Genomic DNA, 21,012 nt, shown 5'->3' with positions numbered 1-21,012 from the left:
AAATCCGCAGGGTCGAGAGGTGAGCCGCTCCCCTGTCTTTCAGGCAGTTCTCAATAGAATTCTGACGTGACGACCAATCAGCAGGCCGACCCCCTCATCGGGCGGCTTGTCGACGGTCGGTACCGCGTCCGCGCCCGGATCGCGCGCGGAGGGATGGCCACGGTCTACGTCGCCACCGACCTCCGCCTCGAACGGCGGATCGCGCTCAAGGTCATGCACGCGCATCTCAGCGACGACTCGGCCTTCCAGAGCCGCTTCATCCAAGAGGCCCGTGCCGCCGCCCGCCTGGCGGATCCGCACGTCGTCAACGTGTTCGATCAGGGGCAGGACGGCGAACTCGCGTACCTCGTGATGGAGTATCTGCCGGGCATCACGCTGCGCGAGCTCCTGCGCGAGCAGAAGCGCCTCACGATCCCGCAGACGATCACGATCATGGACGCCATCCTCGCCGGCCTCTCGGCAGCACACCGCGCCGGCATCGTGCATCGCGACGTCAAGCCCGAGAACGTGCTCCTCGCGGAGGACGGCCGTATCAAGATCGGCGACTTCGGTCTCGCCAGAGCGACCACGGCGAACACGGCGACCGGACAGCAGCTGCTCGGGACCATCGCCTACCTCGCCCCGGAGCTCGTGACCCGCGGGACCGCCGACGCCCGCAGCGACATCTACGCCCTCGGGATCATGCTCTACGAGATGCTCGTCGGCGAGCAGCCGTACAAGGGCGAGCAGCCCATGCAGATCGCGTTCCAGCACGCCACCGAGTCGGTGCCGCGTCCGAGCGTGCGAAACCCCGCCGTGCCGGAGCAGCTCGACGAACTCGTGCTCTGGGCCACCGAGAAATCTCCCGACGAGCGTCCGGACGACGCCCAGCAGATGCTCGAACGCCTGCGGGAGATCGAGCGCGAACTCGGCGTCACCCCGACCGCGGCGCGAGCGACCGCTCCGCAGAACAGCCATGGCGACTCCGGCGACCTCACCAAGGTGATGCCGGGGACGATGGTCATCGCGGATCCGACCGCTCCTGTCGCCGCCGAGATCGACAACGCGACACTACTTCGACGACGCGCATCGAAACGGCGAGCCCGCGGGGCGTTCCTGCTGACACTGGTGCTGCTGCTGGCGGTGCTCGCCGGTGGCGTGGGCTGGTGGTTCGGGTCCGGGCCCGGCTCGCTCATCGCCGTGCCGGGTGTCGCGGGCAAGACCTACGACGAGGCCGCAGCGCTCCTGGTCGACGCGGGCTTCGTTCCGACGCAGAAGGACGCGTCGTCCGTCGAGGTCGAGGCCGGGGCGGTGATCGAGACCGATCCCGAAGAAGGCGCACGCCTCGACAAGGGGACCACCGTCACGGTCGTCGTGTCATCCGGTCCCGCGTCGCACGACATCGATGCGGTCGCCGGGGTGGCAGTGGACGACGTCCGCGCGGCGCTGCAAGCCGCCAACCTCGAACTCACGGAGGACGAGGAGTACTTCGGCGACCTCGACGACGGCAAGGTCATCAACGTCCGCATCACGCCGCGCGACGGCGGAGACGCGTTCGGCTGCGCCGAGGGCTGCACGGTCCACGAGACCGACACCGCGACGATCCAGGTGTCACGAGGCCCTGTTCCCGATGTCAGCGACCTGAGCGTCGCCCAGGCGACCGACGCTCTCACGGGCAAGGGGCTGAAGGTCAATCCGGAGAGCCTCTACCAGACCAGCGACAACATCGGGAAGGACCGGGTCATCGGGATCGCCGACCGGCCGTCGGAAGGCGCCTGGCGCCCGGGCGAGACCGTGCAGCTCATCATCTCCCAGGGTCCCCCGCTGTTCGACGTGCCGGACGTGTCCGGAATGACCCGCGACGAGGCGACGGGTGCGCTGAACGAGGCAGGCTTCAAGTGGTCCTACACGAGCGGCACGGGGCTCCCGGACTCGGTGTGGGATCTCTTCGCCAACGAGAACACGAAGGTCGAGTCGTACAGTCCGACCGATGCCCAGCGCAAGGGGACGACCATCACGCTCACGATGAGCTTCTCCGGCTGAGGCCGGATAGACGAAGAGGGGGCCGGAAGACGATTCCGGCCCCCTCTTCGTATCGAGCGTCAGCGCTTCTCGAGCTCCTCGGCCACGAGGAACGCCAGCTCCAGCGACTGCATGTGGTTCAGGCGGGGGTCGCACAGGCTCTCGTAGCGCGTCGCGAGGGCTGCCTCGTCGATCTGCTCGGATCCGCCGAGGCACTCCGTGACGTCGTCACCGGTGAGCTCGACGTGGATGCCGCCGGGGAAGGTTCCCACAGCGCGGTGCGCCTCGAAGAACCCGCGAACCTCGTCGACCACGTCGTCGAAGCGACGCGTCTTGTAGCCGGTCGGCGTGGTGATGCCGTTGCCGTGCATCGGGTCGGTGACCCACAGCGGCTGCGCACCGGAGTCGCGGACGGCCTCGAGCAGCGGCGGCAGAGCGTCGCGGATCTTGCCCGCGCCCATCCGCGTGATGAAGGTGAGTCGACCCGGCTCGCGCTCGGGGTCGAGCTTGTCGATCAGCGCCAGAGCGGTCTCGGGCGACGTGGTCGGACCGAGCTTCACGCCGATCGGGTTGCGGATCTTGGAGAAGTAGTCGACGTGCGCGCCGTCGAGCTCACGCGTGCGCTCGCCGATCCAGAGGAAGTGCGCCGAGGTGTTGTACGGGGTGTCCGTGCGGGAGTCGATGCGCGTCATCGGGCGCTCGTAGTCCATCAGAAGGCCCTCGTGCCCGGTGAAGAACTCCACCCGCTTGAGCTCGTCGAAGTCGGCGCCTGCCGCCTCCATGAACTTGATCGCGCGGTCGATCTCGGCGGCCATGCGCTCGTAGCGCTGGTTGGCCGGGTTCTGCGCGAAACCCTTGTTCCACGAGTGCACCTCACGAAGGTCGGCGAAACCGCCCTGAGTGAACGCGCGGATCAGGTTCAGCGTGGACGCGGCCGTGTGGTAACCCTGCAGCAGGCGACCAGGGTCCGCCGTGCGAGAGCCCTCGGTGAAGTCGTAGCCGTTCACGATGTCACCGCGGTAGGCCGGCAACGTGACGTCTCCTCGGGTCTCCGAGTCGCTCGAGCGCGGCTTCGCGAACTGGCCGGCCATGCGACCCATCTTCACGATCGGCATCGAGGCGCCGTACGTCAGCACCACGGCCATCTGGAGCACCGTCTTGATGCGGTTGCGGATCTGCTCGGCGGTCGCCCCGGCGAAGGTCTCGGCGCAGTCTCCGCCCTGCAGCAGGAAGGCCTGGCCGGAGGCCGCACGAGCGAGACGGTCGCGGAGGTTGTCGACCTCACCCGCGAACACCAGCGGCGGGAGACCCGCGATCTGACGGGAGACGTCGGCGACGCGGTCCGCGTCAGGCCACTGCGGCTGCTGCTTGATGGGAAGCGAGCGCCATGCATCAAGGGCTTCGATGTGGTGCGGGAGCATGCGTTCCAGCCTAGTGGTCGCGCGTACCGCCCAGACGCGCGCGGAGGGCTATGTGACGCGGGTCGGGAGGCGGTCCTTGACCGTCGACGCGTAGACGTCTTCGTAGGTCTGTTCGCCGAGCCGCTGCAGGGCCACCATGATCTCGTCGGTGACGGATCGGAGGATGTAGCGGTCGTTCTCCATACCGGCGTACCGGGAGAAGTCGAGGGGCTCCCCGATCACGATGCCGACGCGGACGATGCGCGGCAGGCGCCTGCCGATCGGCATCGCCGTATCGGTGTCGACCATGATCACGGGTACGACCGGAACCTTCGCCTCCAGCGCCATCCGTGCGATCCCCGTGCGGCCGCGGTACAGCTTGCCGTCGGGACTGCGCGTGCCCTCGGGGTAGATGCCGAGCAGGTCGCCGCCGCCGAGGACCTGCAGCCCCGTGTTGAGGGACGCCTCGGAGGCCTTGCCACCGGAACGGTCGATCGGGATCTGACCGGTGGCCTTCATGAAGAACTTCGTCGCCCACCCTTTGAGGCCGCGCCCGGTGAAGTAGTCGCTCTTCGCCAGGAAGGACATCGGACGGTCGATCACCAGCGGCAGGAAGATGGAATCGGCGAAGGAGAGGTGGTTGCTCGCGAGGATCGCCGCACCGTTCGCGGGCACGTTGTTCCGCCCCACGATCCAGGGGCGGAAGACACCCTTGACCACGGGGCCGATAACGACGTACTTCATCAGCCAGTAGAACATCGAGGTGAAGTCTAGCGCCGCCGCGAGCCGCACCCCGGAGTTCTCGCGTTCTCGCCCTTGGAAGCGACTGAGTCTCACCTCGGGCGCGACCGGATTCCATGCCCTACACTCGAAGGACACCCGTGCCCGACCGGTACCGAAGGAGCTGCCGTGGTCCAGTTTGAAGTCCCCGCGATCGTCCCCGCCGATCCCGACGCGAACGTCGCCGACCTGCTGGTGAAGCGTGTCGAAGCCACTCCGGATCGTGCGCTCTTCTCCGTGCCAGACGGTGACGGGTGGCGCGACATCTCGGCCGCCGACTTCCAGACCGCCGTGGTCGCACTGGCGAAGGGTTTCGCCGCGGCCGGCATCCAGCCCGGCGAGAAGATCGGCTTCCTCGCGCGCACGACGTACGAGTGGACGCTCGTGGACTTCGCGCTCTTCTACGCCGGCGCGGTGATGGTGCCGATCTACGAGACCAGTTCGCCGTCGCAGATCCAGTGGATCCTCGAGGACTCCGGTGCGATCGCTCTGATCGTGGAATCCCCGGAGCACTTCGCCCGCGTCGATGAGGTCCGCGGAGACCTGCCGCTGATCCGCGAGGTCTGGCAGCTGCACCTCGGGGCCATCGACACCCTGACCGCTCAGGGCGCCTCGGTGAGCGATGCAGAGATCGAACGACGCCGCACCCTCGCCGTCGGCTCCGACATCGCGACGCTCATCTACACCTCCGGCTCCACCGGTCGGCCGAAGGGGTGCGTCCTCACGCACAGCAACTTCGTCGAGCTGTCCCGCAACTCCGCCAAAGCGCTCGACGCCGTCGTGCAGACGCCGGGCGCCTCGACGCTCCTCTTCATCACGACGGCGCACGTGTTCGCGCGGTTCATCTCCATCCTCGACATCCACGCCGGCGTCCGCACCGGGCATCAGCCCGACACGCGCCAGCTCCTGCCGGCTCTCGGGTCGTTCAAGCCGACCTTCCTCCTCGCCGTGCCCCGCGTGTTCGAGAAGGTCTACAACTCGGCCGAGCAGAAGGCCGAGGCCGGAGGCAAGGGCAAGATCTTCCGCGCCGCCGCCGACGTCGCCATCGAGCACTCGAAGCTGCTCGAGGCGGGCAAGAAGATCCCCTTCGGGATGAAGCTCAAGTTCGCCCTCTTCAACAAGCTCGTCTACAGCAAGCTGCGCGAGGCGATGGGCGGCAACGTCGTGTACGCCGTCTCGGGCTCCGCTCCCCTGGGCTCCCGCCTCGGACATTTCTTCCACAGCCTCGGCGTGGTCATCCTGGAGGGATACGGTCTCACCGAGACGACCGCACCGGCGACGGTGAACCTGGCGGACAAGTCGAAGATCGGGACGGTCGGGCCTGCTCTCCCCGGCGTCGGCGTCCGTCTCGCCGACGACGGCGAGATCGAGGTCCGCGGCATCAACGTCTTCAAGGAGTACTGGAACAACCCCGAGGCGACAGCCGAGGCCTTCAGCGAGGGCGGCTGGTTCCACACCGGCGACATCGGCAGCTTCGACTCCGAGGGCTTCCTGACGATCACCGGTCGGAAGAAGGAGATCATCGTCACCGCCGGCGGCAAGAACGTCGCTCCCGCAGCGCTCGAGGACCCGATCCGCGCCAATCCGATCATCGGACAGGTCGTCGTGGTGGGCGACCAGCGTCCCTTCATCTCGGCGCTCGTCACCCTCGACCCCGAGATGCTGCCGACCTGGCTCGCGAACAACGGCCTCGACGCCAAGATGTCGCTCGCGGATGCGTCGAAGAACACCTCTGTCCGCACCGAGGTGCAGCGCGCGGTGGACATCGCGAACGCCCATGTCTCGCGCGCCGAGTCGATCCGGAAGTTCACGATCCTCGACTCGGAGTGGACGGAGGCATCCGGTCACCTGACGCCGAAGCTCTCGATCAAGCGCAACGTCATCATGAACGACTTCGCCGACGAGATCGCCGCGATCTACGACGAGCCCGTGGCGACGACGAACGTGGCGATCGGCGGCTGACGCTCGCCCCAACCACCCCTTCGTGTACGAACCGGCCCCCTGTGCGCGTGCGCAGGGGGCCGGTTCGTTTACAAGGGGGTGGTTCGGCGGTCAGAACCAGGCGCTCTCGCGCACCTCGCGCATGGCGACCTTGCGGGTCTCCGGATCGAGGCGCGTCAGGAAGAGCTTGCCGTCGAGGTGATCGGTCTCGTGCTGCAACGCCTGGGCGAGCAGACCCTCCCCCTCGAGCACCACCGCTTCGCCGTCGAGGTCGATGCCCTCGACCCGCGCCCACGGGTAGCGCTGGGCGTCGTGCCAGAGGCCGGGCACCGAGAGGCATCCCTCCCCCGTCGGCTGCGGCTCGCCGCGCACCTCGGTGAGGACGGGGTTGAGCACGTATCCGATGTCGCCGTCGATGTTGTAGCTGAAGGCACGGAGCGCGACACCGATCTGCGGCGCGGCGACGCCGGCACGCCCGGGGAGCTCGACGGTGTCGACGAGGTCGGCCACGAGGGCCCGCACACCGTCATCGATCTCCTCGATGGGTGCGCAGACGCTGCGCAGAACCGGGTCGCCGAAGATACGGATCTCACGCACCGACATCAGGCGGCCTTCGCCCGCAGGCCCTCGACCAGCAGTGCCGCCAACTCTCGGGCGGCGATCCGGGTCTCCGGGAGCAGGTTCGCGAACACGATCGTCCCTCCGCCGGCGATCTGCGGGTCATAGGGAACGCGGACGACGCTTCGCGCGCGGGTGGCGAAATGCGCCTGCAGTTCATTCAGTCGCACCAGCGGGGTTCCCGGCGTGGACTGGTTGAGGACCACGATCGCGTCGCGCGCCTGCTCCGCGTAGCCGTTGGTCTCGAGCCAGGTGAGGGTCTCGGAGGCCAGCCGCGCCTCGTCGACGCTGAGTCCCGAGACGATGACGATCTGATCGGCGAGATCGAGGGTGGCTGACATCACCGAGTGGACGATGCCGGTCCCGGTGTCCGTCAGGACCAGGGAGTAGTAGTGCGCGGCGACGTCGGCGACATCGCGATAGTCGCTGTCGCTGAAGGCTTCGGCGATGCGCGGGTCGGAGTCGGAGGCGAGCACGTCGAGTCGTGTCGCATCCCTCGCGACGATGGCCGAGATGTCGTGATATCCCTTGACGTCGTCGTGGATCCGGACCAGATCGCGCACGGACTTGCTGTGGTGCGGACGCACGATGCGCTCCGCCAGCGTGCCCCGATCGGGGTTGGCGTCGACGGCGATCACTCGATCCTCACGGGCGTCGGCCAGTGCCATGCCGAGCAGGGCGGTGATCGTCGTCTTGCCGACGCCGCCCTTGCGCGAAAGCACGGGGACGAACCGCGCGCCGCCGGCGAGCGGAGCGGCGATCCTCGCCGACAACGCCTTGCGCTCACGTGCACGACGGCCGTCGCCGATGTTGATGCGCCGCCCCGAGACGGCGTAGAGGAAGTGGCTCCACGCTCCCTCCGGCTCGGGCTTCGAGACCCGGTGGGGGTCGAGCAGCCGGTCTGCGGTCAGGAGGTCGGCCGATTCCCTCGAGGAGTCGCCCAGATCATCCAGGCGCTTGGATGTGAGCGTGACGTCGACTCGCGGCGCGGAGCGCACGGGCTGAGACGCGACGGACTTCTGGTCATCGGGAGTGGACACGGATCTGTTCTCCTTCTGGACGGACGCTCGCGCGGGCGTCGGTGCAGCGACCTTCGGTGCAGCGGGCGCCGATGCAGCGGGCGCCGATGCAGCGGGCGCCGATGCGATGTCGGCCTTCGCTTTGGCGAGGAAGCGCTCCACGGTAGCCGCCTCTTCGGACCGATCGCCGACATCGTCCGGCGTATCGACCTGCGCGGTGGCGTCGGGCTCGTCGATGATCACGGCATCGATGATGTTCTCCGACCGTGGATGGACGAGCGGAGGGGAAGACACCGGGCCGTCGTCGATCGCGGTGGCATGGACGACCGACGGCTCGACGACCTCGACTTCGGGCTCCTCGACCTCGGGCTCCTCGACAACCGGCGCCGAGCGCACGAGATCTTCGGTCGCGGCCTTCTTCGGGGCCGGGATCGCGCCCGCTGCCTTCTCCTTCTTCGGCTTCTTCGCAGCGGTCGGGGGCTCCACGGGAGCAGCGGTCTTCTGCGGGGAGGAGTCCCCCGGTGCCAACGGCTTGACGATGGATGCGGGGTGCGCCTCGGACTGTGCGGCGACGGGTGGGTCGATCACGAGATCGCCGACGACCTCGCCCTCGATGACCCCGTCGTCGGTGAGGTCGTCGTCCTCGTCCTTGGGCAATGTCACACTGACCTGCGCGGTCCCGCCGAGGATGCCGATGCCGGCCGTGTCGAGCGATGCGGCCTCATCCAGCATCCCCAGCGGGTTCTCCTCGGGGTCAGCAGTGTTCTTCGGTGTCACGATCTCGCTCCCAGCCTGCGCGGGCCTCGGGATGCGCACACAGTGCGCAGGCCTCGCCCGCACAAGATTAGTGCGCGGGGCGGATCACGACCAAAAGATCTCCCGCGTCCACCTGCTGCGTCTCGGCGATCGCATGGCGTTCGATGATGCCGTCGACGGGTGCGGTGATGGCCGCTTCCATCTTCATCGCCTCGATCGACGCGACGGGCTCGCCGGCTCGAACGGTCGCTCCGACCTCGGCCTTCAGGGTGACGACGCCCGAGAACGGAGCGGCGACCTGCCCGGGGACAGAGGTGTCCGCCTTCTCCACCTCGTGCGCATCGACGGCGATCGCGCGATCTCGCACGAACACGGGGCGAAGCTGGCCGTTGAGCGTCGTCATGACGGTCCGCATGCCCTTGTCGTCCGCCTCGCCGATGGCTTCGATGCCGACGTAGAGCTGCACTCCGCGATCGATCTCGATCATGTGCTCCTGCCCGGCGACCAACCCGTAGAGGTAGTCGCTGGTGTCGAGCACCGAGAGATCGCCGAACAGCTCACGACGCTCCGCGAATTCCGCGCTCGGTCCGGGGAACAGCAGGGTGTTCAGTCGTGTCCGTCGCTCGGCGCTGGTGCCGGCGAGTGCCGCCTCGTCCTCCGACGTGATATCCGTGAGGCCGAGTCGCACCGAGCGTCCGGCGAGAACCTTCGTCCGGAAGGGCTCGGGCCACCCGCCGGGAAGGTCACCGAGTTCGCCCGCCATGAAGCCGACGACCGAATCCGGCACGTCGTACTTCTCCGGGTTCGCCTCGAAGTCGGCGGGGTCCGCCTTCACGGCGGCGAGGTGGAGAGCCAGGTCGCCGACCACCTTCGACGAAGGGGTCACCTTCGGCACGCGTCCCAGAATCCGGTCGGCGGCTGCGTACATGTCCTCGATGAGCTCGAAGTCGTCCGCCAGGCCCAGCGCCTTCGCCTGCTGACGCAGGTTCGAGAGCTGACCGCCGGGGATCTCGTGGTGGTAGACGCGTCCGGTCGGCCCCGGAAGCCCCGACTCGAACGGCGCGTACGTCCGACGGACCGCTTCCCAGTAGGGCTCGAGATCGGACACTCCATCGAGCGGGATTCCGCTGTCCCGCTCGGTGTGCGCGAGAGCGGCGACGAGCGAAGACAGGGACGGCTGGCTCGTGGTTCCGGACAGAGGTGCCGACGCCGCATCCACCGCATCGACACCGACGGCGCTGGCTGCGAGGAGTGTGGCCAGCTGACCGCCCGGAGTGTCGTGCGTGTGCAGGTGGACCGGCAGGTCGAACCGCTCCCGCAGCGCCGCGACGAGCTTCGCGGCGGCCGCCGGGCGCAGCAGACCCGCCATGTCCTTTATCGCGATGATGTGCGCGCCCGCCTCGACGATCTGGTCGGCGAGCTTCAGGTAGTAGTCGAGCGTGTAGAGGTCTTCGGCGGGGTCGAGCAGGTCCCCGGTGTAGCAGAGTGCCACCTCGGCGACGGCCGTGCCGGTCTTGCGGACGGCCTCGATCGCCGGCCGCATCTGCTCGACGTCGTTGAGCGCGTCGAAGATGCGGAAGATGTCGACGCCACTGGCGGCCGCCTCCGCGACGAACGCCTCGGTGACCGCCGTCGGATACGGCGTGTAGCCGACCGTGTTGCGGCCGCGCAGAAGCATCTGGATCGCCACGTTCGGCAGAGCGGCACGCAGCTTGTCGAGGCGCTCCCACGGGTCCTCGCCGAGGAACCGCAGGGCGACGTCGTAGGTCGCACCACCCCAGGCCTCGACGGAAAGCAGGCCGGGGGTCAGCCGTGCCAGGTAGGGGGCAGCGGCGACGAGGTCTTTCGTGCGGACCCGGGTCGCCAGGAGGGACTGGTGCGCATCGCGGAAAGTGGTGTCGGTGATCGCCAGGGCGGTCTGCTCGCGGAGGCTCCGGGCGAAGCCCTCCGGCCCGAGTTCGAGGAGCCGCTGACGAGAGCCTGCCGGCGGCTCCGCGGTCAGATCGACCGTCGGCAGCTTCGACGAGGGGTCGATCACACCCGGGTGGGCGCCGTGCGGCTTGTTGACGGTGACGTCGACCAGCCAGTTCAAGTACTTCGTCCCGCGGTCCTTCGAGACCCGACCGCGCAGAAGCTCGGGACGCTCATCGATGAACGAGGTGCTCACATCGCCCGCGATGAACGCGTCATCCTCCAGCAGAGCCTGCAGGAAGGGGATGTTGGTGGAGACACCGCGGATGCGGAACTCCGCCAGCGCACGACGCGCTCGGGCGACGGCTGCGGGGAAGTCGCGACCACGGCAGGTCAGCTTCGCCAGCATGGAGTCGAAGTGCGGGCTGATCTGCGCACCCTGGTGGACGGTTCCGCCGTCGAGACGGATGCCGGCACCGCCGGGCGAGCGGTAGGTCGTGATCTTCCCGGTGTCGGGGCGGAAGCCCTGCGTCGGGTCCTCGGTCGTGATCCGGCACTGCAGCGCCGCGCCCCGCAGATGCAGGTTCTCCTGCTGCAGGCCGAGGTCCGCGAGGGTCTGGCCGGACGCGATGCGCATCTGGCTCTGCACGAGGTCGACGTCGGTGACCTCCTCGGTGACCGTGTGCTCCACCTGGATGCGCGGGTTCATCTCGATGAAGACGACCTCGCCCGTGCGCTCCCCCGCCGTCTCGAGCAGGAACTCCACCGTGCCGGCGTTCTCGTAGCCGATGGACCGTGCGAACGCGACCGCGTATCCGTGCAGCGCGGTGCGGACGCTGTCGTCGAGGTTCGGCGCCGGAGCGATCTCCACGACCTTCTGGTGACGCCGCTGCACCGAGCAGTCACGCTCGAACAGGTGCACGGTCTCGCCGGTCTTGTCCGCGAGGATCTGCACCTCGATGTGCCGGGGGCGCACGACCGCCTGCTCGAGGAACATCCGGGCATCGCCGAAGGCGCTGGCCGCCTCGCGCATGGCCTCGGCCAGCGCGGGGGCGAGATCGCCGAAGGATTCGACCCGGCGCATGCCGCGCCCGCCACCACCCGCGACCGCCTTGGCGAACAGCGGGAATCCGATGTCCTCGGCCTGGGCGACGAGAGCCTCGACGTCGTCGGAGGCCTCGGTGGAGCGGAGGACGGGTACACCGGCTTCGATCGCGTGACGCTTGGCCTCGACCTTGTTCCCCGCCATCTCCAAGACGTTGGACGGAGGTCCGATGAAGACGATGCCGTTGGCTGCGGCCTTCTCGGCCAGCTCAGGGTTCTCCGAGAGGAACCCGTATCCGGGGTAGATCGCATCCGCGCCCGACTCGAGAGCGACACGGATGATCTCATCGACGTTCAGGTACGCGCGGACGGGATGTCCGCGTTCACCGATCTCGTAGGCCTCATCGGCCTTGAGCCGGTGCACTGAGCCGCGGTCCTCATGCGGGAAGACCGCGACGGTGCGCGCCCCCACTTCGACTGCCGCACGGAATGCGCGGATCGCGATCTCGCCGCGATTCGCCACAAGGATCTTCTGGAACATGCACACCTCTGAAAGCTCGATGCGCAGCGTTTTCGATGCGCATGGGGCGGGGCTGAGTGTTCCCTCAGCCTAGGGGAAGGTAACGTGGTGTCCGTGCACGTACTCAGCGTCAGCTCTCTCAAGGGAGGCGTCGGCAAGACGACCGTGACACTCGGGCTGGCCTCAGCGGCTTTCGCTCGAGGAGTCCGGACTCTCGTCGTCGACCTCGATCCGCAGTCCGACGTCTCCACCGGGATGGACATCCAGGTGGCCGGACGACTCAACATCGCCGACGTCCTGGCGAATCCGAAGGAGAAGGTGGTCCGTCAGGCGATCACCTCCAGCGGCTGGGCGAAGGTCCACCCCGGCACCATCGACGTGCTGATCGGAAGCCCCTCCGCGATCAACTTCGACGGACCGCACCCGAGCGTCCGAGACGTCTGGAAGCTCGAGGAAGCGCTCGCCTCCGTCGAGGCCGACTACGACCTCGTGCTCGTCGACTGCGCACCGTCGCTGAACGCCCTCACCCGCACGGCCTGGGCCGCGAGTGATCGCGTCATGGTCGTCACAGAACCCGGGCTCTTCTCGGTCGCCGCGGCCGACCGCGCGCTTCGCGCGATCGAAGAGATCCGGCGTGGCCTCTCTCCCCGGCTGCAGCCGCTCGGCATCGTCGTGAACCGCGTGCGCCCGCAGTCCATCGAGCACCAGTTCCGCATCAAAGAGCTGCGCGACATGTTCGGCCCCCTCGTGCTCTCCCCGCAGCTCCCGGAGCGCACCTCCCTGCAGCAGGCGCAGGGTGCCGCCAAGCCGCTGCACATCTGGCCCGGCGATTCCGCACAGGAGCTCGCCGCCGACTTCGATTCGCTGCTCGATCGCATCATCCGCACCGGACGGATCGCCGTTCCCGAGAGCGGGCCGCAGAGCTGACACCCGCCACGCGCACAGTGAAACGGCCATCCTCATCGAGGACGGCCGTTTTCTGTATGACGAGACGTGCGATCTAAGCGGAGCGCTTGGTCCGGCGGGCCGAGAGTTCGTCGACCGGATCCGGAGCGGTCGCGTCGAACGCGACGAGCGTCGACTCCACCTCGCGGAGGACCTTGCCGACCGCGATGCCGAAGACGCCCTGGCCTCGGCTCACGAGGTCGATGACCTCATCGTTCGAGGTGCACAGATAGACCGAAGCGCCATCGCTCATGAGGGTCGTGCCGGCGAGATCGCGGATACCCGCGCGTCGCAGCTCTTCCACGGCGGTGCGGATCTGCTGCAGAGAGATGCCCGTGTCGAGAAGGCTCTTCACGAGCTTGAGCACGAGGATGTCGCGGAAGCCGTACAGGCGCTGCGAACCGGAGCCGCTCGCTCCGCGAACGGTGGGTTCCACCAGCTCGGTGCGCGCCCAGTAGTCCAGCTGACGGTAGGTGATGCCGGCGGCACGAGCGGCGACCGCACCGCGGTAGCCGACCTCGTCGTCCATGGCCGGAAGACCGTCCGTGAAGAGGAGTTCGGGTACGAACCGCGGGTCTGCTGCGAGCTCATCCGCATTCATCTGAAATCCTCCCTGGAACGGTTATCTTCCACGGTAGAGCAGTGCCTGGGCACCGGCAATCACATCCGCGGGACCGCGAAGGTGTGTCGCAACCAGTTCGTTACGAAAGCACGCGCGACAGCGCGTCCTTCACGAAGAGCGAGCGCACTTCGTCGATCCGCGCGGCCAATTCCGGCGCCAGTTCACTGGCCTTGGCCCGCGACGGCGCATCCGTCCGACGCAGCAGCGAGGACATCGCCGATTCGATGAGCGCGACCTCGCGGTCTGCTCCCTGACGCAGCGAGCGCAGGTGCCGGGGCTCGATGCCGTGACGGTCGAGGGCGACGAGACCACGCAGCAGCGTGACCGTCGCCTCCGGGTAGCTCTCCTGCGCGACGATGACGCCGGTGCTGATCGCGTCGTTGAGCAGCTGCGGACCCGCGCCGGCCGCAGCCAGCAGCTCATCGCGTCGATATCGGCGTGGCGCCGGCGCGATGGAGGGCGGCGGAGCGAGCGGAGCGGCCTCCCCGCCGGCATCGACCTCGTCGAGCTGCTCGCGGATCACGCTCAACGGAAGGTAGTGGTCGCGCTGAAGAGTGAGTCCGAGACGCAGTCGCTCGATGTCCGCCGCGGAGAACTTGCGGTAGCCGGATTCCGTACGAGAGGGGCTGACGATGCCCTGCACCTCGAGGAAGCGCAGTTTGCTGGAGGTGAGGTCGGGGAACTCCGGTGTGAGCCGAGCGAGGACCTGGCCGATGCTCAGCAAGCCCGCGGACGCGGAACGTTCGCGGGCGGGAGTAGCCGCCATCAGTCGTTCGCCGCCGCGCGATCGCGAGGGGAGGCGAAGAAGTTCAGGCGGAACTTGCCGACCCGCAGTTCGGAGCCGTCGACCAGCGGGCTGCGGTCGACGCGCTCCCCGTTGACGTACGTTCCGTTGAGCGAGCGCTGGTCGATGATCTCGAACGTCGACCCGGTGCGAGTGATCTCCGCGTGACGACGGGACACGGTGACGTCGTCGAAGAAGATGTCGGCCTCGGGATGACGGCCGACCGTGGTCACGTCGGTGTCGAGGAGGTAGCGGGCACCGGCGAGAGCGCCGGAACGGACCAGCAGCAACGCCGATCCTGCGGGCAGGGCGCTGATCGCACTCTGCTCCACGTCGGTGAGTTCCACTCCGAACGGCACGAAAGACAGGTCGGAATCGTGCCCGAACGTCTGCGTCACGTCGTGTCTCTGCTCACCGGAACGGTGGATCGCGGCTTCTCCGGCCGGTCGGCTGTCGCTGTCAGTCACAGTGCCCTCCTTGGTTTTCCAGACTAACGGATGCCGAGGCGCTCGCGGGAGGCAGCTTGCATACTCAGCCATCACATACCGCGGATTCATAGGGTGGACTCGTGAAGATCAAAGCTCTGCGCCATCCGGCCGCCCCGATCACCCTCGCCGTGACACTGCTCGCCGCGTTCCTCGTTCTCTTCTCCCCGGTCTCCGCCTCCGCGCACGACGCGCTCGTATCGTCGTCTCCGGCCGCCGATGAGTCGGTCGAGACCGTGCCGGAAGAGCTGACGCTCACCTTCAGCGCGAAGCTCATCGACGGCGAGGGCGCGACCGAGGTCGTCGTCACAGCCCCCGACGGCTCCTCGGTCTCCGATGGCGCAGCGACGGTCGACGGCGCGATCGTGACGCAGCCGCTGCAGGGCTCGGGTCCCGCCGGCGACTATCACGTCATCTGGAAGGTCGTCTCCAGCGACGGCCACCCCACCTCCGGCGAGTACTCCTTCACCGTGACCGTCGGAGACGACGCGACACCGACCGAGGAACCCACTGCCGCCCCCACCACCGCGGCGCCGACGGCCGAGCAGACCGCAGCCCCCGAGGCGACCACGACCCCGGCAGCGGATTCCGACGACACCACCGGCGGATCGCCGTGGGTCTGGGTGCTTGCGATCGTCGCTGTCCTGGTGGTCGCCGGCGTGGTCATCTGGATCGTCCTGAGCCGTCGCCGCGGCGGTTCCGCGTCCGGTTCCGACGCCCCGACGGAGCGATAGGCTTAAGGCATGCCACACTACGACGTCGTCATCCTTGGTGCAGGTCCTGGCGGATACGTCGCTGCGGTTCGCAGCGCGCAGCTCGGTCTCTCCACCGCCATCATCGAGGAGAAGTACTGGGGCGGTGTCTGCCTCAACGTCGGCTGCATCCCCTCCAAGGCTCTTCTGAAGAACGCGGAGCTCGCACACACGCTCAATCACAAGGCCGAGTTCTTCGGCATCTCGGGTGAGTTCACGATCGACTACGGCAAGGCGTTCGACCGCAGCCGTGTCGTGGCCGACGGTCGCGTCAAGGGCATCCACTTCCTGATGAAGAAGAACAAGGTGACCGAGTACGACGGTCGCGGCACCTTCACCGGTCCGAAGGCGATCTCGGTCGCCAAGGCCGACGGCACCACCGAAGAGGTCACCTTCGACAACGCGATCATCGCGACCGGCTCCAAGGTCCGCCTGCTCCCCGGAGTGCAGCTCAGCGACAACGTCGTGACCTACGAGGAGCAGATCCTCAGCCGTGAGCTCCCGAAGTCCATCGTCATCGTCGGCGCCGGTGCCATCGGCATGGAGTTCGCCTACGTGATGACGAACTACGGCGTCAAGGTCACGATCATCGAGTTCCTCGACCGCGCACTCCCCAACGAGGATGCCGACGTGTCGAAGGAGATCACGAAGCAGTACAAGAACTACGGCGTCGACATCCTCACCTCCACCAAGGTCGAGTCGGTCGTCGACAACGGCTCGTCCGTGACCGTCTCCTACACCGGCAAGGACGGGCAGCAGTCGTCGATCGAGGCCGACAAGGTCCTCATGTCGGTCGGCTTCGCCCCGAACATCGAGGGCTTCGGACTCGAGGCGACCGGTGTCAAGCTCACCGAGCGCGGCGCGATCGACATCGACGACCACACGCGCACCAACGTCGAGGGCATCTACGCCATCGGCGACGTGACCGCCAAGCTGCAGCTCGCCCACGTGGCCGAGGCGCAGGGCGTGGTCGCGGCCGAGACCATCGGCGGCGCCGAGACGCAGACGCTGGGCGACTACCGGATGATGCCGCGCGCGACGTTCTGCTCGCCGCAGGTCGCCTCGTTCGGTCTCACCGAGCAGCAGGCCAAGGATGAGGGGCGCGAGATCAAGGTCGCGACGTTCCCGTTCATGGCGAACGGCAAGGCGCACGGCCTGGGCGAGCCGGTCGGCTTCGTCAAGCTGATCGCCGACGCCGAGCACCTCGAGCTCATCGGCGCCCACATGATCGGCCCGGACGTGTCCGAGCTGCTGCCGGAGCTCACGCTGGCCCAGAAGTGGGACCTCACGGCGCTCGAGCTGGCCCGCAACGTGCATACGCACCCGACGCTGTCGGAGGCGCTGCAGGAGGGCTTCCACGGCCTCGCCGGCCACATGATCAACTTCTGATCCACCCTCTCGAAGGCCCGGTCCCGCGCAATGCGGACCGGGCCTTCGTGCGTCAGCGGCACGAGCGTCAGAGTCCGCGCATCGTGAGGAGGTCGTGCGTCAGAGTCCGCGCATCGTGAGGAGGTCGTGCGTCAGAGTCCGCGCATCGTGAGGAGCCCGGCCGTCCAGCCCCGGACCGGCGGCGCGCCAAGCGCGCGCATCAGCAGCTCCCTGCCGCGGACCACGGGCATCGGCGCCGGAGCACCCATCGACATGTAGAACGCCGAGCGACGCTGTGCGCGCGAGGCGGAGCGCAGCACGTGCCACTCGAACCTCGCCAACTCCGGCATCCGATGCGGCAGCGACCGCACGAGCTCGGACGCGAGACGTCGGGCGTCCACCCAGCCCAGGTTCATCCCCTGCCCGCCGATCGGACTGATCTCATGCGCGGCATCCCCGAGGAGCACGACCCGACCTGTGGTCAGCCGTGTCGCTCGGTGCTGCGCGGCGACGAAGGAGGTCGGCTCCGCGTCGGGCGGGAGCTCGATGCCGAGCCCGGTGCGCGCCTCGATCGTCCTACGGAAGGCATCAGCGTGGTGCAGGTCCTCTCCCACGCCGTGGCGGACCACCCACCGCCTGCGTCCGCCGGGAAGCGGAAAGGACTCGACGAGACCTGCGGGTTCGCAGTGCAGCACCGCACGGTCCCCCGCTCCGGGGTCGTCGATGTCGATCATCGAGTACGACGCGTGTCCCGGATGACGCCGCCACCCGACACCGAGATCGTCGCGGAGACGGCTCCGCACGCCATCGGCGACGACCACCATCGACGCCGTGTGCTCGCGGGGACCTCCGACGGTCTCCGCCGCCACCAGCACGGCATCCGCGTCCTGCCGGAGAGTCCGCACGGTGCATCCGGAGATCAACGCATCCGGCGAGAGAGCCTGCACGCGGGCTCGGAGCAGCGCGCTCGTCCGCGGCTGCGGGAGGATCAGGACGGGACGGTCCGGCGCGAAGGTCAGCGTCGCGAATGTCCGTCGGCGGCTGCGTACCTCTCCACCGTCGAGCCGCAGCGCTTCGGACCGGACGTCCGTGCCGATGCCGACCGCATCGAGAGCGTCCAGCCCCGGCCGATGGATGCCGATCGCTCTGGTCCGAGCGTCGGCATCCGTCTGCCGCTCGCAGACCACCACGCGCAACCCTTCCTGCAGCAGCAGACACGCCAGGAGCAGACCGACGGGGCCTGCTCCCACGATCAGCACGTCATGATCGGGCACTGCCTTCCTCCCACCGCAGCTCCAGTCGCGAGGGCAGTCCCCCGCGGACGGTCCACCCGGTCGGAGCGATCGCCGTCAGCTCGGCGGCCGTGTACGAGCGACGGATGCTGATGAGTCCGTCCTCGCGGATGAACGAATCGGCGAGGAGGGTGCGCGAGATCGGCCAGGTCGCGGCGGCGAACAGCACGTGAGCGGCCCGGCTCCGGGCGATGTCGTGGTGGGACACCAGCCCGTTCGGCGCGACGAGTCGCACCGAGTCGCTGAGCACCGTCTGAAGCTCGTCCGCGTCCAGGTGGTGCAGCACGTGGTTGGACAGCACGACGTCGTAGGTGTCGCCCGCGTCGACCAGCTCGGAGGTCAGCGCGCGTCGGTAGCGGATACCGGCCCCGCGGTCGTGCGCCGAGGCCCATCGGATCGCGCGCTCGTCGGCGTCGAGAGCGGTGATCTCGGCGTCGAGCCCGTCGTGACGCAGCCGCCCGGCGAGCAGGCGGCAGAGGTCTCCCCCGCCGGCACCGACATCGAGGATGCGCAGTCGCCCCGACCGCTCGGCGCGCGGCCGGATGTCGCGACGATAGAGCGTGCCAGGACGGGAGACCAGCGCGTTCACGAAGCCGAAACGTCCGTAGGTCCGTGCGAGCATCCGTGCATCGGCGTGCGGGTCGTCCATCAGCTCAGGGGTGTCGACGTCCCTGACCGCCAGGACTGGACTCATGAGGTCGAAGGGGCGACGACGGTGAACAGCGCGCTCTCGGCGGTCAGCCCCGGGCCGAAGGCCATCGCGGCGACGCGTTCGCCCGCTGCAGCCTCTTCCTCCTCCAGGATGCGCTTGAGGACGAAGAGCACGGTCGCACTGGACATGTTCCCGTTCTCGCGCAGGACTTCGCGAGCGGGGTGCAGCTGCGCGTCGCTGAGGTGCATCCGCTCCTGCACCCGGTCCAGGATGCTGCGACCGCCGGGGTGGATCGCCCAGTGCTCGACCTTCTCCCCCACCCGACCCCCCTCGAACGCCTCGGCCATCTCCGCATCAGCGGAGTACAGCGGCCGGAGTGCGCCGATGATGGTCTCCCCGATGATCTGCGGAACGGCGGTGGAGAGGATCATCTCGAAACCGCTGTCGCCGATCGTCCAGGCCATGTCCTTCTCGCCCTCCGGCGCGATGGCCGTGTGGAAGCGGTCCAACCGCAGGGCGGGTGAGGCCGACGCGAGGTCCCGGGCCGTGACGATGCCGGCCGCGGCGCCGTCGGCGAACAGCGAGGAGGCGACGATCGTGTCGGGGTTCTCCGAGGAGCGCAGATGCAGGGTGCAGAGTTCGACGCTGACCACCAGGACCACCGCGTTCTCGTCCGCGATGCAGAACTGACTCGCCGCCCGCAGCGCCGGCATGGACGCGTAGCAGCCCATGAACCCGAGATGGAAGCGCTGGACGGCGTCGGACAGCCCGAGTGCGCGCACGATCTCGTACTCCGGGCCGGGGGCGTGGAACCCGGTGCAGGACACCGTGATGACGTGCGTCACATCCTCCGGGCCGATCTCGGGGTCGGCATCCAGGGCCTTCCGTGCGACGTCGACGAAGAGCTTCGCAGCCTCGCGGGTGTAGATGTCGTTGCGTGCCTTGGTGCCCGGAGCCAGCAGCTCTCCGGAACGCCGGTCGAAGAAGACGGGCTCGGCCACGTCGGAATCGAGCGACAGCTCGTCGATCACGGTGTGGCGCCGGTCGATGCCCGAGACGTTGAACGACGTCGTGACGATCCGCTGCGCCAAACGCCCGAGGTCGGGCTGCTGGGCGAAGACGTCGCGCACCTGCTCCTGGACGAGAACGGTGTCGGGGACGATCGTCTGCAGCGATCGGAGCACAGGCGGTCGACTCATGCTGTCACTCAAGCATGCGGTGTCGCCCCGGGGGAAGGGGTTGCGTTCGGCCCTGCGTCTGACTAGAAGCCGAGGGCGCGGGCGAGCTTGGAACCGGATGCCGATTCCCGGCCTCCCGCGGCCAGGACGGCACGCTCCACGGCATCGAAGAAGGCGGCGCGCGCCTCGTCGTCGGCCGGAGCTGCGGGACCGAGTTCCATCTCCCACTCCCGCCATTCACGCTGCACATCGCCCCGGAGATCCGTCGCCTGCACCCGGTCGTCGACGAACTCGGCCACGACCCCGGCTGGGCCCGTGAGGAGGTAGGCGGTGCGGTCGTTCCGGATGCGGGCGAGCGGGGTGAGCGGAGCGGTCGTCCATGCGGACACGGTCTCGGCCACGGCCTCGGGCAGCGCATCGCCCTCACCGAGCGGCCAGCCGAGTTCGAGACGGCCGTCGCCCTGTCGCGGTCCCTTCACGTGCCAGCCCTCGTCGGGGCCACCGGTGCGACGGCGCAGCGCCACCCCGGCACGGGCGAGATCTCCGTCGGCGGTGTCGAAGTACTGCGCGTCGAGCGCACGGGCCTCCCCGGCGGTGACGGCGTCGACCCCGGGGATGGCCTCCCAGACCGGCAGCGGGGTCTCGCCGTCGACGTCGTACTTGCGCTCGACCTCGACCGTGCGGGACGGTTCAGTCATCGTCGTTGAGAGTGAGATCCTCGAGAGACTCTTCGAACCAGTAGTCGACCTCGGTCGGCCCATCGGTCGGGCCGGTGTTCTGCGGTTCGCTGCGGCGGTTGTACACCACCTGCGTCTCGCTGTAGGGGACGATCAGCTTGTCGTCCGCGTCGCCGAGGGGGATGATCTGCCCGTCGAGCGGGCCGCCGTGAAGCCGTGCAAGTGCCATGTGCTTCAGGGTAGCCCCGACATCGGACTATCCGTGCG

General features: G+C 68.3%; 18 protein-coding genes. 5 read left to right on the top strand and 13 right to left on the bottom strand.

Annotated features, from left to right (window positions below; genetic code table 11):
- The first annotated feature begins 66 nt into the window (after positions 1–66).
- A complete protein-coding gene (pknB, locus tag AC6CHX_RS00380; protein ID WP_498271232.1) occupies positions 67–2,022 on the top strand; it encodes a Stk1 family PASTA domain-containing Ser/Thr kinase in 1,956 nt (651 codons plus the stop codon).
- A gap of 59 nt (positions 2,023–2,081) precedes the next feature.
- Here pknB and AC6CHX_RS00375 read toward each other — a convergent pair whose 3' ends face one another.
- Both AC6CHX_RS00375 and AC6CHX_RS00370 read right to left on the bottom strand, forming a co-directional pair.
- Positions 2,082–3,422: a class II 3-deoxy-7-phosphoheptulonate synthase gene (locus tag AC6CHX_RS00375; RefSeq protein WP_136042188.1), complete on the bottom strand. Its 1,341-nt coding sequence runs from the start codon at positions 3,420–3,422 to the stop codon at positions 2,082–2,084.
- A 48-nt stretch (positions 3,423–3,470) separates the two neighbouring features.
- Positions 3,471–4,160 (bottom strand): lysophospholipid acyltransferase family protein, encoded by a 690-nt coding sequence (locus AC6CHX_RS00370; RefSeq protein WP_136042189.1) that lies wholly within the window; start codon positions 4,158–4,160, stop codon positions 3,471–3,473.
- A 150-nt stretch (positions 4,161–4,310) separates the two neighbouring features.
- On the opposite strand from AC6CHX_RS00370, the gene AC6CHX_RS00365 reads away from it, so the two are divergent.
- Positions 4,311–6,143, top strand: a complete 1,833-nt coding sequence (locus AC6CHX_RS00365) for an AMP-dependent synthetase/ligase (RefSeq protein WP_498271231.1) — start codon at positions 4,311–4,313, stop codon at positions 6,141–6,143.
- Positions 6,144–6,233: 90 nt separating this feature from the next.
- Here AC6CHX_RS00365 and def read toward each other — a convergent pair whose 3' ends face one another.
- The 3 genes from def to AC6CHX_RS00350 form a co-directional block, all read right to left on the bottom strand.
- Positions 6,234–6,725 carry a peptide deformylase gene (gene def / locus AC6CHX_RS00360; protein ID WP_498271230.1) on the bottom strand — a complete coding sequence of 164 codons (492 nt, stop codon included), beginning with the start codon at positions 6,723–6,725 and terminating at the stop codon, positions 6,234–6,236.
- Positions 6,725–8,536, bottom strand: a complete 1,812-nt coding sequence (locus AC6CHX_RS00355; protein ID WP_498271229.1) for a MinD/ParA family ATP-binding protein — start codon at positions 8,534–8,536, stop codon at positions 6,725–6,727. The genes def and AC6CHX_RS00355 overlap by 1 nt, the downstream gene beginning before the upstream one ends.
- A 67-nt stretch (positions 8,537–8,603) precedes the next feature.
- Entirely contained in the window at positions 8,604–12,011 is a 3,408-nt protein-coding gene (locus AC6CHX_RS00350) for a pyruvate carboxylase (protein WP_498271228.1), read from the bottom strand.
- A gap of 93 nt (positions 12,012–12,104) precedes the next feature.
- Between AC6CHX_RS00350 and AC6CHX_RS00345 the strand changes: the two genes are divergently transcribed.
- Positions 12,105–12,917 carry a ParA family protein gene (locus AC6CHX_RS00345; protein WP_029261541.1) on the top strand — a complete coding sequence of 271 codons (813 nt, stop codon included), beginning with the start codon at positions 12,105–12,107 and terminating at the stop codon, positions 12,915–12,917.
- Between the two features lie 73 nt (positions 12,918–12,990).
- Here AC6CHX_RS00345 and AC6CHX_RS00340 read toward each other — a convergent pair whose 3' ends face one another.
- The 3 genes from AC6CHX_RS00340 to AC6CHX_RS00330 all read right to left on the bottom strand — a co-directional run bounded on the left by AC6CHX_RS00340 (position 12,991) and on the right by AC6CHX_RS00330 (position 14,808).
- Positions 12,991–13,536 carry a MerR family transcriptional regulator gene (locus AC6CHX_RS00340; protein WP_136042194.1) on the bottom strand — a complete coding sequence of 182 codons (546 nt, stop codon included), beginning with the start codon at positions 13,534–13,536 and terminating at the stop codon, positions 12,991–12,993.
- Positions 13,537–13,636: 100 nt separating this feature from the next.
- A complete protein-coding gene (gene ftsR / locus AC6CHX_RS00335; RefSeq protein ID WP_498271227.1) occupies positions 13,637–14,323 on the bottom strand; it encodes a transcriptional regulator FtsR in 687 nt (228 codons plus the stop codon).
- Positions 14,323–14,808 (bottom strand): FHA domain-containing protein, encoded by a 486-nt coding sequence (locus tag AC6CHX_RS00330; protein WP_029261538.1) that lies wholly within the window; start codon positions 14,806–14,808, stop codon positions 14,323–14,325. The genes ftsR and AC6CHX_RS00330 overlap by 1 nt, the downstream gene beginning before the upstream one ends.
- 101 nt (positions 14,809–14,909) lie before the next feature.
- Here AC6CHX_RS00330 and AC6CHX_RS00325 point away from each other — a divergent pair, with 101 nt between their 5' ends.
- Together AC6CHX_RS00325 and lpdA are read left to right on the top strand one after the other, a co-directional pair.
- Positions 14,910–15,560, top strand: coding sequence for a copper resistance CopC family protein (locus AC6CHX_RS00325; RefSeq protein WP_498271226.1), 651 nt, complete (start codon positions 14,910–14,912; stop codon positions 15,558–15,560).
- A 9-nt stretch (positions 15,561–15,569) separates the two neighbouring features.
- Positions 15,570–16,967, top strand: coding sequence for a dihydrolipoyl dehydrogenase (gene lpdA / locus AC6CHX_RS00320; RefSeq protein WP_498271225.1), 1,398 nt, complete (start codon positions 15,570–15,572; stop codon positions 16,965–16,967).
- 131 nt (positions 16,968–17,098) lie between these two features.
- Here the strand turns inward: lpdA and AC6CHX_RS00315 are convergent, their stop codons facing one another.
- The 5 genes from AC6CHX_RS00315 to AC6CHX_RS00295 all read right to left on the bottom strand — a co-directional run bounded on the left by AC6CHX_RS00315 (position 17,099) and on the right by AC6CHX_RS00295 (position 20,974).
- On the bottom strand, positions 17,099–18,220 hold the full coding sequence (locus AC6CHX_RS00315) for an FAD-dependent oxidoreductase (protein ID WP_498271224.1): 1,122 nt from the start codon (positions 18,218–18,220) through the stop codon (positions 17,099–17,101).
- Positions 18,207–18,932, bottom strand: a complete 726-nt coding sequence (locus tag AC6CHX_RS00310) for a methyltransferase domain-containing protein (protein ID WP_498271223.1) — start codon at positions 18,930–18,932, stop codon at positions 18,207–18,209. The genes AC6CHX_RS00315 and AC6CHX_RS00310 overlap by 14 nt, the downstream gene beginning before the upstream one ends.
- Positions 18,929–20,089: a type III polyketide synthase gene (locus AC6CHX_RS00305; RefSeq protein WP_498271222.1), complete on the bottom strand. Its 1,161-nt coding sequence runs from the start codon at positions 20,087–20,089 to the stop codon at positions 18,929–18,931. Before AC6CHX_RS00305 ends, AC6CHX_RS00310 begins: the two co-directional genes overlap by 4 nt.
- 62 nt (positions 20,090–20,151) lie before the next feature.
- Entirely contained in the window at positions 20,152–20,766 is a 615-nt protein-coding gene (locus AC6CHX_RS00300; protein WP_498271221.1) for a CYTH domain-containing protein, read from the bottom strand.
- Entirely contained in the window at positions 20,759–20,974 is a 216-nt protein-coding gene (locus tag AC6CHX_RS00295; protein WP_136042202.1) for a response regulator, read from the bottom strand. The genes AC6CHX_RS00300 and AC6CHX_RS00295 overlap by 8 nt, the downstream gene beginning before the upstream one ends.
- Positions 20,975–21,012 lie beyond the last annotated feature (38 nt).

The sequence above is a fragment of the Microbacterium sp. GQ128 genome, from assembly GCF_059758615.1.
This window is presented reverse-complemented; position numbering and strand designations above follow the sequence as displayed.

Coding starts and splice junctions, on each gene's coding strand:
- AC6CHX_RS00375 (WP_136042188.1), bottom strand. CDS start 3,422: ATGCTCCCGCACCACATCGAAGCCCTTGATGCATGGCGCTCGCTTCCC.
- AC6CHX_RS00370 (WP_136042189.1), bottom strand. CDS start 4,160: ATGTTCTACTGGCTGATGAAGTACGTCGTTATCGGCCCCGTGGTCAAG.
- def (WP_498271230.1), bottom strand. CDS start 6,725: ATGTCGGTGCGTGAGATCCGTATCTTCGGCGACCCGGTTCTGCGCAGC.
- AC6CHX_RS00350 (WP_498271228.1), bottom strand. CDS start 12,011: ATGTTCCAGAAGATCCTTGTGGCGAATCGCGGCGAGATCGCGATCCGC.
- AC6CHX_RS00340 (WP_136042194.1), bottom strand. CDS start 13,536: ATGAATGCGGATGAGCTCGCAGCAGACCCGCGGTTCGTACCCGAACTC.
- ftsR (WP_498271227.1), bottom strand. CDS start 14,323: ATGGCGGCTACTCCCGCCCGCGAACGTTCCGCGTCCGCGGGCTTGCTG.
- lpdA (WP_498271225.1), top strand. CDS start 15,570: ATGCCACACTACGACGTCGTCATCCTTGGTGCAGGTCCTGGCGGATAC.
- AC6CHX_RS00310 (WP_498271223.1), bottom strand. CDS start 18,932: ATGAGTCCAGTCCTGGCGGTCAGGGACGTCGACACCCCTGAGCTGATG.
- AC6CHX_RS00305 (WP_498271222.1), bottom strand. CDS start 20,089: ATGAGTCGACCGCCTGTGCTCCGATCGCTGCAGACGATCGTCCCCGAC.
- AC6CHX_RS00300 (WP_498271221.1), bottom strand. CDS start 20,766: ATGACTGAACCGTCCCGCACGGTCGAGGTCGAGCGCAAGTACGACGTC.
- AC6CHX_RS00295 (WP_136042202.1), bottom strand. CDS start 20,974: ATGGCACTTGCACGGCTTCACGGCGGCCCGCTCGACGGGCAGATCATC.